Consider the following 10,715-nt stretch of genomic DNA (forward strand, 5'->3'; position numbering starts at 1 on the left):
GCAATGGCAAGGATCACTTCCACCATAGCGGCAAGGTCAGCAAGAGGAATGGAAGAAGGTATTAACTTTTAGGCCAACCCCACAAGTTTTTCGCTCAACTCCCAAAGACGGCGCGCTTTTTGCTCATCACTGCCCTCCGCCGAGAGTTCTTGGATAAAGGCTTTGCGGCCTTCTTTTTGGCGGTTACCCCAGCTCCAGTGCACCCCCGACTGGCGAAACTCTGGGTCTGCCACCACCATTGCGACGCGCTCACCCGCCAGTTCTTGGCTGACATAGCCCCCAGTAATTTTTTTCTGGAAGAGGGGGAAGAGCTTCCGGAAGAGGGGAAAGTGGTTGCGAAATAGAGGCGTATCCGCCACACAACCAGGATACAAGGAGCTAAAGACAATCCCCGTCGAGTCATGGAAGCGGCGATGCAGTTCCCGCACCGTGAGCATATTGCACAGTTTGCTGTCTTTGTAGGCTTTACCAGACTTGAAGGGCTTGCCGTTAATCATGGCGATCGGTTTTTTGAAGCCCTTTTCAAAGCCTTCAAGGTTGCCCAAATCAGGGGGAGCAGGAATGGGAATTTTACCGCCGAGTTCTTTGCGGTTGGCTGTCACTGTGCCGAGAATCACCAAGCGTTTATCGCTTTCAGGGGAGTTCTTCAAATCATCGAGGAGGAGGTTGGCCAACAGAAAGTGTCCCAAATGGTTGGTAGCCACACTGATTTCATAGCCATCTACACTGTAGATTGGTTCTTTGAGCAAGGGGTAATAGACGGCGGCATTGCAGACAAGGGCACGCAAGGGGCGATTTAATGCCCGAAATGACTCAACAAAGCCGCGCACGCTGGCCAACGAGGACAAGTCTAAATGCAAAATCGTATAGGCCTCCGGCGGAATTTGCAAGTCTTTGGCGGCTTGCTCTGCTTTCTCAAGATTGCGGCAGGCCATAACAACGTGCCAGCCCCGATTGGCTAAGGCTTTGGTGGCATACAATCCAACTCCAGAGGATGCACCGGTAATAATGACCGTTGGGCGTGGCTGATCACTCATAGGTTTCTGTGGCATACCTGCGGTAACGTCGCTATTGATCCTGCCATAGAAGCGATCGCCCCCTAGAAGCACCACCTGCAATCATTTACAGTTACTTAATAAATAGACTCGATAGTTAATCAAGTTTTGTATCTAGTTCGTTTTTCCCCTATTTTCAGGATTAACCCGACTCTATGACGATCTCCCAACCCTTGCCGCCGTGGCTGCGTAAACCCCTTGGCAAAGCCAGTGAACTCTCCACTGTTCAACGCCTCGTGCGCCACTATGGCATCCACACCATCTGTGAAGAGGGGCGCTGTCCCAATCGCGGTGAATGCTATGCTCACAAAACCGCCACCTTTCTACTTTTGGGTGCCACCTGTACCCGTGCCTGTGCCTTTTGCCAAGTGGAAAAGGGGCGTGCGCCTGCTGCGGTTGATCCGGAGGAACCTGCAAAAATTGCTGCTGCTGTGGCTGCCTTGGGATTGCGCTATGTGGTTTTAACCTCTGTGGCTCGGGATGATTTACCGGATCAGGGGGCGGGTCAATTTGTAGCCACCATGGAGGCGATTCGTCAACGCTGCTCAGACACCGACATTGAAGTCCTCACCCCCGACTTTCGCATGGATTGGGGTCGTCTCTCCCAACGAGACTGCATTGCTCAAATTGTGGCTGCAAAGCCCGCCTGCTATAATCACAACCTTGAAACCGTCCGCCGCCTTCAAGGACCGGTGCGTCGTGGTGCCACCTACGACAGTTCACTGCGGGTCTTAGCCACTGTCAAAGAACTCAACCCCCACATTCCCACCAAATCAGGACTGATGCTGGGGTTAGGGGAAACCGAAGCAGAAGTTATTCAAACCCTAGAAGACCTGCGAGCAGTGGGGTGCGATCGCCTGACTTTAGGACAATATCTACCCCCCTCATTGAATCATTTACCGGTAGTGAAGTATTGGACACCTGAAGAATTTAACACCTTGGGCAATATCGCACGGGAACTAGGGTTTTCTCATGTGCGTTCAGGCCCCCTTGTGCGCAGTTCCTACCATGCAGCAGACTCCACGCCAACCCAAGAAGCGTGATGGATACTCCATTAAGTTTTTCGTCCCCACTGCTCAAGTGACGGTTTACTCAGGAAAGTATTTGCCCCTTGTAGTGACCATCACAGCTCCCCGCTCACGAATCAACTCCTTGGCTGCACCCTCAACACAAAAGCCAAAAAACAGGGGGCGAATGTCCTCAGTCGCTTCCACTTGAGCCACAAGACTCAAAATCGCTTCACCTTAGATTCGGTAATATTCCTTTTGACTTCCCCAAGTACAAGAACCAGCTCTCCATGGACTTGACCGCGAATGACCAAATCAAACTCATAACTACCGCGTAGATGTGCCTGTTTCGGGGGAAACGCTGCCCGCAGTTTTTCTTCAAGGAGAGAGGTCATTACATTTCATTACGTCCAGATTTAGAGTTGTGGATTGCGGCTATACTTTACACTCTACCCACCGCACAGTGCTTCTCTAGTTTCCACAACCTCTCTCAGAAAGGCTCCTGGGGCGCAGTTCCTACTTTGTCGGCAAGGCAGGCTAGATTTAACAAATCAAAGAGTAAGTGTTTGGTATTTATCAAAACTGGCATAGTCGGCTCATAATAAATTGGAGCTGTATTATGTAAGCTAAGTATTAGGAGACAGCAGAATGAGTTGATCGCTCTGCCGAACCCAGATGCTCGTGAGTGAGGAGTAACATTGTGAAAAAGACTTACCTGTTAGCAGGTGGCTTGAGCCTACTGGGTGTGGTTGCAGGGGCTAACATTGCTACCGCTAGTGAACCTGCTAACTTTGAAAACCTGATTGCTGTTGAACCACAACATTCCCAAGTTTCTGAAGCACCGCCTACTGCCAACACCATTGCAGACGCTTCTAGCACCATTACATCTGTTAATCAGCTCCTGGCTGATGAAAAATCCATGGGGCAGGTGACCTCTGTCTCTCAACTTTCTGATGTCCGCCCCACCGACTGGGCCTACCAAGCCTTGGCTTCCCTTGTTGAAAAATACGGCTGTATTGCGGGTTATCCCGATGGCACCTTCCGGGGCAACCGTGCCGCGACCCGTTATGAAATGGCAGCGGCTTTAAATGCCTGCCTCGATGTAATTAGCGATCGCTTTGCCACCAAGGAAGACCTAGCAGCCTTGCAACGGCTGATGAATGAGTTTGCTACTGAACTCGCTACACTGCGCGGTCGCATGGATAACCTTGAAGCCCGTACTGCTGCCCTTGAAGCAACTCAATTCTCAACTACTACTAAACTGACAGCTACGGCTGTTATGTCCGTTCAGTACGGCGGTCGTCCCAGTAGTGCGAATCCTTCTGTCAGTCCTGTTGGACCTGCTCCTAGTAACACAAACCCCACCGTCATTGCTGCCGTGCTTCTGAGTCTGAACACCAGCTTCACTGGCACTGACCTACTGCAAATAAACCTCTCTACAGGAAATGGTGGTCTTGATGCCATTAGTACCTATGGCCTGGGATTGCAGACAGGCTCAACCCTAGGAGCAGGAGATACCTTTGACAATACAGTCGGACCACTTCCCTACTTTAGTCCTAGCCAGTACTACTGGTCTGTTATCGGTCCGAATGTTGAGCTTGACCGCCTAGCTTACAGCTTCAAGCCTATTCAAGACATTACAATCACTGCAGGGCCTCTATTTTACCCCAGCGATATTATTGACAAGAATAGCTGGGCAAATGATGGAGCCAGCGATTTTGGTACGTACTTTTTCCTCAATAACCCCTTCATCGTTCCCTATGCCATGAATTACTTAGGGGGTGCAGGCGCTGCTATTGAATGGAATCCCAAGGAAAGCCCCTTTACTGTCCGTGCCCTTTATCTTGCGGGTGAGGCAAATCGTGCAGCTTCAGGCATTGCTCCACCAAGTCCGGGGGGGGGGTTTGCAGGTGATCCGTTCCAAGCTTCATTAGAGCTAGAGTATGCCAATCGGTTCGGTGGTGGCAAAAACAGTTATGCAGTTCGTCTGCAGGGTACCTACTCTAAGACCTATGGCATCGAAGCTCGAGCAGGGGGGATTAACTTTGAGCTGAATCTGGGTCGCTTAGGTATTTTTGGCCGTGCTGGTGTTGCCAGTATTCCGGGTGGTTATTTTCCGGGTGTGTCGCCCTTGCCTTTTTCGGATGCTCCTAACGGTTTCGGGGCTGCCGGTATGACGGCCTATAATTTCATGGCCGGCATTGGTTACAAAGATCTCCTTGTGCCGGGGTCTGTTTTAGCTGCTGCTGCGGGTGCACCGTTTATCAACGATGCGCCTAATTTTGCGGCTGGTAATAACGCCACCCAACTTAACGTAGAGGCCTTCTACAAATTCCCTATCAGTGACAACATCAGCATCACGCCTATCTTTACGGCAATCATCAACCCCAACAATACCAATGGAGGTGGTGTAATCTCCGGTCAGCCGATTCTCCAAGGTGTGATTCGTACAACGTTTACGTTCTAACCTTCATTCCTAGCCCCTCTCCTCAAAGGGGAGGGGAATTCAATTTTCATCTTTGTTTTTGAGAAAGGGGATTTAGTTTACTGTCCTTTGTAAAAGTCATTAATTTTTCTGAAGTTTTCTTTCATCTTTTTACTGATACCGTTTAATATAGTCAATATATCGGTATTCTTAAGCATATCTTACTTAAGGTATCGATCAAGAACTCAACTAGTTTGCCTATCAAAGTTACTGGCTGCTGCTGGAGTTTCACGAGGCTTCGGTGGGGGTAGCAGCTTGGAGGTTAATATGATGACATCAGATCGCGGTTTTAGTGCTGGGGGAACACCACAATTTATAGAAACACTTCACCCTGAGTCATTGCTTCAGCAACTCAGCAGTTCTGGAGGGACAGGGTGTTTCAAGGTTGGTGTTCAACAGCAACAATGGTTTCTCTACTTTGATCAGGGGGACTTGATTTATGCTACCCACACGATTGAGCCAGGCGATCGCTTTGAGCGCCATTTACGGCAACTGAGCCATACAGTTCCTGAACTCAATCGCGAGTTGCGTGTCCAAGTACGACAGCAATGGGAACAGGCCGATACCCCAACCCCCATTTATGAGTATGAGAGTCTGCGCTGGTTGCTGACTCAGCACATCATTACCCCAGAGCAGTTTAACCAATTGGTGGAGGGGCTGATTGTTGAAGTCCTAGAGTCGTTTCTATATCTCAAAAGTGGTCATCACCAGTTAGTGCCTTATGTCGAGGTGCCGATTGTTAACCGCTTTAACCCCAGCCGACTCATTCAGCAGTGCAAGTCAAAAATTCAGCAATGGCTGAGTCTTGGCCACAAAATTGTTTCTCCTTTCCAGCGTCCCTACTTCTTTGGGGGTAGCCAAGTCAATTTAACCCCAGACCAGAAGCAACGCTTGGGGTCTATGCTACGGGGTTTTAGCTTTCGCCATTTGGCGGTGTTGCTCAACCAAAATGAAATTACCTTGGTACGTAGCCTTTTGCCGTTGATTGAGAAGGGAGCCGTAGTTGTTCGAAAGCCGCAACACCCCTTTGATTTGCTGCCCAGTTTTGATACCAGTTTGTGGCAGGAAACTGCGCCCGCAGTGGCAGAGGAAAGTGGTGATTTAGGCAGTGGCTTCTTTACTTCTCAGGTGCCCAACCGCACCTATCGGATTGTCTGTATTGATGACAGTCCGGCCATGCTCAATGAAATTAAGCGGTTTTTGGCAGATGATGCCTTTGAGGTGATTGCCCTCAATGATTCTGTGAAAGCCCTCATGGAGGTGATGCGTCTCAACCCGGATCTCATCTTGCTGGATGTGGGGATGCCCAATATTGACGGTTATAAGTTTTGCAAAGTTATTCGTAACCATGAACGCTTTAAGTCGGTACCCATCATTATGGTGACGGGTAACACAGGACTCATTGATCGAGATAGAGCACGCCTTGTGGGGGCGACGGACTACATGACCAAGCCTTTTACGCAAGAAGCGTTGCTGAAAATGGTCTTTCGCTACTTAAGCTAGGACGAAGTATATTGGCATTACAATCTGAATAGAACAGAAGCAGGGGAGAAGGAATGACGAAAGTTTTAGTTGTGGAAGATATGCCCTCGGAAATGGCTTTCATCAGTTCGTTACTCAGGGAAGCTGGCTATATGGTTATTGAGGCGCTGGGGGCAAAGGAGGCACTTGAAAAGATCAGCCAATATAAACCAGATGTGGTGATTACTGATGTGGTGATGCCGGAGATGAGTGGCTTTGAACTCTGTCGTGCACTCAAGAAAAATCCGGAGACGGAAAAGCTGCCAGTGGTGGTCTGTAGCTCTAAAAACCAAGAATTAGACCGTCTTTGGGCAATGAAACAGGGAGCAGATGCTTATGTCACCAAGCCCTTTACCCGTGACGATCTTGTGCGAGCACTGAAGTCGGTGGTGATGTAGTGATGATTGGGGCAGCACCTTGGTTGAATTACAGTGAAGGACAAGGCGATCGCCCCCAAGGAACGCCCTACTTGCGCTTGGTTGTACACGACCAATTAACGGCATTGCTGCCGATGACTCAGATTCAGCAGGTGCTGGTGATTCCGCCGCAACAGTTGACGCTGATCCCTAACATGCCCGCAGTGGTGATGGGACTGCTGAACTTTCGTAACCGTATTGTTTGGGTGTTTGATTTAGCTCTTTTGTTGAGCCTCAACCCACTGGAGGAGAGTTCGCTATTTACGATTGTATTACTGCAAACTTCTAAGGGGCACTTAGCACTGGCTCTGCACCAAGTGGGTGGGATTGCTCGTCTTTCTGAGAGTTTAATTCAATCGCCTGTGGGTACACTCAGTGCAGCGCTAGTTCCCTATGTGAAGGGTTGTTGCCGTCTGGAAGAAGAAATGTTTTTTATCCTCGATGGGGAGGCGATCGCCGAACATTGTTGGGCAAAGTGTGTTCCTGTAACTGCTCGGTAGGCTGATGATTCATGCAACTGGGATAGGTAAACAATGACTACTGCTAAACCGCCAATTGATCTACCGCCTTTACCTCCTTCGGTTCTTAACTACCAAGTTGAGCCGCCAACGGAATCCGCCGCTGATACTCGTGCTCTCAAAACTAGCGGCTCACCGCCGGCGGGTTCTCAGCCGCCGAAAAAGCGTGGAAGTTTGCGGCGCAAGATTACACTGGGGGCGATCGCCATTGCTACTGTACCGTTGTTGATTACTGGCTCAGTGGCAATTTTGAGCTTGCGGCAGGTGCTAATTCGCCAGCTCCTACAGACACAAGCTGAGCAGGCAAGAGTGATTGGGATTCAATTCAACAATTATTTGAAAGAACGACTAGGGAATGCCGAACTAGAGGCTTACCAACTGCAATTAAGATTCCTAGGAGATATCCAACAGCGCAATGTCAATGTTGCAGCGCTCTCATCCTTGATAGAAAAAATCGTTGAAAGTTCTTCTAATTACGACAGCGCTGCCGTAATCGCCAACGACGGTCGCGGCACTATTCTTGGCCAATCAAATTTGAACAATCCGCTTCCGAATAACGTTTTGCAGCGGCAAGAGTATTTTCAGTTGGCTGTAAAAACTAAACAATCCGTCCTAACCCTCGAACCCGCACTCTCTCTTCCTGAGAAACCCCTTAGTCTATTTGTAGCGACACCAATTCTGGATGCGAAAACTAAACGGGTTATAGCTGTCTTGCGGCTTCGTATCTCTGCTGCCAACTTGAGAGGCTTTCTGCAAAACACAACGCCCCAAAATTTAGCCCGTAACTTCTACCTTGTCAATCAGCAGGGTCGGATTGTTGTTGCCTCTGAGGCTGAAGCAGAAGGAAAGCCCCTAGAGGCAGTACTTCCCCAACTCGGCGTTCAAGACGTAGGCCGGCGGTGGCAGCAATTGAACAACAGACCAGTGGTGGTGGCTGCCCAGGCTCTTTCTGCTCCTTTTAAGAGTCTTGTCTTGGCAGTTGATGAGAGCACTATCCTACAACCCGTACAAACAATTACTTGGGTAATGGTTCTATGCGGGTGTGCATTTGTGTTCTTGCTTGCAGGAATTGCTGTCTTCTTCAGCCGACGGCAAGTCCAACCGCTGTTACGTTTAATTCAAGCCGTGGAGGAAATTAGCGCAGGCAATTTTGACATCTACTTGCCAGTGCAAGGGAATGATGAGCTCGCCATCCTCAGCCAAACTGTGAACCAAATGGTTGATCAGCTACAGGCTTCCTTGAGTCAAATTCAAGTAGATGCTCAAGAGGCAGCCTTGCTGCGGGATGCCTTTCTGCGGCTGAGTGAAAAGTCGCAGCGCCAAGAGGTGCTTGCTGAGGCAGTGACAGTAGGACGAGAATTGTTAGCCTGCGATCGCGTCATTTTTTACGAATTCGATGAAAACTTTGTGGGTCGAGTGGTGGCTGAATCGGTAGCCGAAGGTTGGCCAAAGGCTCTAGATCGAGTTATTGATGACCCCTGTTTCCGCCAAAACTGGGTTGAAGCTTACCGCAGGGGGCGCATTCAAGCAACCGCCGATATTTTTCAGGCGGGTTTAACAGAATGCCACTTGAACCAACTCAAACCCCTCCAGGTGCGCGCCAACCTTGTGGTGCCAGTGCGGGTAGGAGATTCTCTGTTGGGCTTGCTCATTGCCCACCAGTGTGCAGGTCCGCGGCAGTGGCAGCCAACGCAAATAGATAACTTTTCCCTGTTGGCTACTCAGTTAGGAGTGACTTTAGAGCGCCAGGTGTTTCTTCAAGAAGCCATCCGGGCGCAGCAGAAAGCCCAGCAATTGGCGCAGCAGCAAAAAGAGCGTACTGATCGCATTCAGCAGCAATTGATTCAGTTTCTGGATGAAGCCGAAGCAGCCGCCCAGGGAGATCTCACAGTGCGGGCAGACATTACTGCCGATGAAGTGGGAACCGTAGCGGATATCTTTAATGCCCTCATTGAAGGCCTGCGGGATTTGGTGCTGCGGGTAAAAGCCACAACCGAGGGAGTCAGCAGTGCCCTTTTGGCGGAGGATCAAAGAATGCAGGGCTTGGTAAAAGAGGCTTTCCGCCAAGGAAAAAAAGTAGAACGGCTGTTAGAATCAGTGGAGGAAATGGTGACCTCCATTCAAGGTGTGGCCAAGGGTGCCCAAGCCGCTGCTGAAGTTGCCCGCGAGGCAAGCGATCGCGCCCTCAAGGGTGGGCAGAGTATGGATAAGACAGTGCAAAGTATTCTCCAGTTGCGGGAAACCATTGCCGAAGCGGCGAAGAAAGTAAAACGCCTTGGCGAAGCCTCACAGCAAATCTCGAGAGTTATCTCTTTAATTAATCAAATTGCCTTACAAACAAATCTCTTGGCCATCAATGCCAGTATTGAGGCCGCCCGTGCCGGCGAAGAGGGGCGAGGATTTGCTGTGGTTGCCGAAGAGGTGGGTGAATTGGCCGCACGCTCAGCCGCAGCCACCCGCGAAATCGAACAAGTTGTCGAGACCATTCAACAGGAAACCCAAGCAGTGGTCAGTGCAATGGAAACCGGGACTGCCCAAGTGGTGGAGGGAACCCGCTTGGTTGAAGAAGCAAAAGACAATCTGCAAAAGATTGTGGCTGAGTCACAACGAATTGATGACCTTGTTGGCTCGATTTCCGAGGCTACCATTTCCCAAACCCGCACCTCAGAAGTGATTGGTGTTTTAATGCGAGAAGTTGCCAAGGTGTGGACAGAGCTTTCCGGCACGGTCAACCAAATTTCTGAATCCCTTCAGGCAACAGCCCATGCAGCACAGCAACTTCAGGAGTCTGTCAATGTCTTCAAGGTCAGCACCGAGGAGCAATAATGGCAGCTGCCGGCCCCGATGAATTGATCCGCCTCCAGTTTCTCGAGGAAGCTCAGGACTACCTGCAAACCATCGAAGCAGGGATACTGCAATTGTCTCACCAGCCGACGGTGATGGATAGCGTGCTGCGGGCGGCCCACTCCATCAAAGGCGGGGCAGCAATGATGGGCTTTATGTCCCTCAGTGAACTGGCACATCGCCTTGAGGATTTCTTCAAGATCTTGAAATCGCGACCCTGTGACGATGTAACGGTACAACATCTGCTGCTTCAGGCAGCGGATCAACTGCAAGTAATGATTACCCTCCATCGCCAAGGGGTTGAACCTAATGAGGGTTGGTGGCGCACCCAAGTGGAGCCGATTTTGAATGAGTTGCAGGGACGGCTAGGGGATGTCACAGTGGAGGATGATTTGGCTCTCCTTAGCGGCGATGATGGTCAGCAGGTGCGGGTAGTTCTCTTTGAAACTGAGGTGGAGGCCTGCTTGCAACGACTGGAGACGGTGCTGCAAACCCCCGGACAGCCCTGCCTCAAGGAGGAGCTGGCGATCGCCGCCCAAGAATTGGAAGGCCTAGGGCAAATGCTCGAACTACCTCAATTTGCTGAATTTTGTGCCTCCGTCAGTGCCTATCTAGAACAACCCAACTGCGATGTCAGCAAAGCGGGTGCCCACATTGTGCAGCAATGGCGACGCTGTCAAGCCCTTGTGATCACTGGTCAACTGGAAGCTTTGCCCACTCGCTTGGAAACCCCTGAAACCGATGACGCAAAGGAGGACGAGGAGCAAACCATTATTGATTTACCGCTGGCAACCCTCAATCAAGAACTAGGGGTCGAAGACTTTGCCAGTGCTGACGTTGAATCTTTCTCCTTTGCAGATTTATTGTCT

At 50.3% G+C, this 10,715-nt stretch carries 10 protein-coding genes; 7 read left to right on the forward strand and 3 right to left on the reverse strand.

What is annotated here, in order from left to right:
• Positions 1–68: 68 nt before the first annotated feature.
• Positions 69–1,037 (reverse strand): protochlorophyllide reductase, encoded by a 969-nt coding sequence (locus tag P3X23_RS10650; protein WP_300876511.1) that lies wholly within the window; start codon positions 1,035–1,037, stop codon positions 69–71.
• A gap of 173 nt (positions 1,038–1,210) precedes the next feature.
• Here P3X23_RS10650 and lipA point away from each other — a divergent pair, with 173 nt between their 5' ends.
• Complete coding sequence (lipA, locus tag P3X23_RS10655; protein WP_300876479.1) at positions 1,211–2,098, forward strand: lipoyl synthase; 888 nt, start codon at positions 1,211–1,213, stop codon at positions 2,096–2,098.
• A gap of 45 nt (positions 2,099–2,143) precedes the next feature.
• Here the strand turns inward: lipA and P3X23_RS10660 are convergent, their stop codons facing one another.
• Both P3X23_RS10660 and P3X23_RS10665 read right to left on the reverse strand, forming a co-directional pair.
• Positions 2,144–2,287 (reverse strand): hypothetical protein, encoded by a 144-nt coding sequence (locus P3X23_RS10660; protein ID WP_300876481.1) that lies wholly within the window; start codon positions 2,285–2,287, stop codon positions 2,144–2,146.
• The gene (locus P3X23_RS10665; RefSeq protein ID WP_300876483.1) at positions 2,284–2,457 is read right to left on the reverse strand and encodes a hypothetical protein; all 174 of its coding nucleotides are present in this window, start codon (positions 2,455–2,457) and stop codon (positions 2,284–2,286) included. The genes P3X23_RS10660 and P3X23_RS10665 overlap by 4 nt, the downstream gene beginning before the upstream one ends.
• 305 nt (positions 2,458–2,762) lie before the next feature.
• Here P3X23_RS10665 and P3X23_RS10670 point away from each other — a divergent pair, with 305 nt between their 5' ends.
• From P3X23_RS10670 to P3X23_RS10695, 6 genes are all read left to right on the forward strand, one after another.
• The gene (locus P3X23_RS10670; RefSeq protein ID WP_300876485.1) at positions 2,763–4,529 is read left to right on the forward strand and encodes an iron uptake porin; all 1,767 of its coding nucleotides are present in this window, start codon (positions 2,763–2,765) and stop codon (positions 4,527–4,529) included.
• Positions 4,530–4,814: 285 nt separating this feature from the next.
• Entirely contained in the window at positions 4,815–6,050 is a 1,236-nt protein-coding gene (locus P3X23_RS10675) for a response regulator (protein ID WP_300876488.1), read from the forward strand.
• Between the two features lie 53 nt (positions 6,051–6,103).
• Positions 6,104–6,466, forward strand: coding sequence for a response regulator (locus P3X23_RS10680; protein WP_300876491.1), 363 nt, complete (start codon positions 6,104–6,106; stop codon positions 6,464–6,466).
• A gap of 2 nt (positions 6,467–6,468) precedes the next feature.
• Positions 6,469–6,984: a chemotaxis protein CheW gene (locus P3X23_RS10685; RefSeq protein ID WP_300876494.1), complete on the forward strand. Its 516-nt coding sequence runs from the start codon at positions 6,469–6,471 to the stop codon at positions 6,982–6,984.
• A gap of 33 nt (positions 6,985–7,017) precedes the next feature.
• A complete protein-coding gene (locus P3X23_RS10690) occupies positions 7,018–9,828 on the forward strand; it encodes a methyl-accepting chemotaxis protein (protein WP_300876497.1) in 2,811 nt (936 codons plus the stop codon).
• On the forward strand, positions 9,828–10,715 hold an 888-nt coding region (locus P3X23_RS10695; RefSeq protein ID WP_300876499.1), incomplete at its 3' end, for an Hpt domain-containing protein. The genes P3X23_RS10690 and P3X23_RS10695, both read left to right, overlap by 1 nt.

This window comes from Thermosynechococcus sp. Uc (assembly GCF_029335995.1).
GTDB lineage: Bacteria > Cyanobacteriota > Cyanobacteriia > Thermosynechococcales > Thermosynechococcaceae > Thermosynechococcus.

Excerpts from the sequence above, each read along its gene's own strand:
- lipA (WP_300876479.1), top strand. The coding sequence starts at position 1,211 with ATGACGATCTCCCAACCCTTGCCGCCGTGGCTGCGTAAACCCCTTGGC.
- P3X23_RS10650 (WP_300876511.1), bottom strand. The coding sequence starts at position 1,037 with ATGAGTGATCAGCCACGCCCAACGGTCATTATTACCGGTGCATCCTCT.
- P3X23_RS10685 (WP_300876494.1), top strand. The coding sequence starts at position 6,469 with ATGATTGGGGCAGCACCTTGGTTGAATTACAGTGAAGGACAAGGCGAT.
- P3X23_RS10675 (WP_300876488.1), top strand. The coding sequence starts at position 4,815 with ATGATGACATCAGATCGCGGTTTTAGTGCTGGGGGAACACCACAATTT.
- P3X23_RS10680 (WP_300876491.1), top strand. The coding sequence starts at position 6,104 with ATGACGAAAGTTTTAGTTGTGGAAGATATGCCCTCGGAAATGGCTTTC.
- P3X23_RS10665 (WP_300876483.1), bottom strand. The coding sequence starts at position 2,457 with ATGACCTCTCTCCTTGAAGAAAAACTGCGGGCAGCGTTTCCCCCGAAA.
- P3X23_RS10690 (WP_300876497.1), top strand. The coding sequence starts at position 7,018 with ATGACTACTGCTAAACCGCCAATTGATCTACCGCCTTTACCTCCTTCG.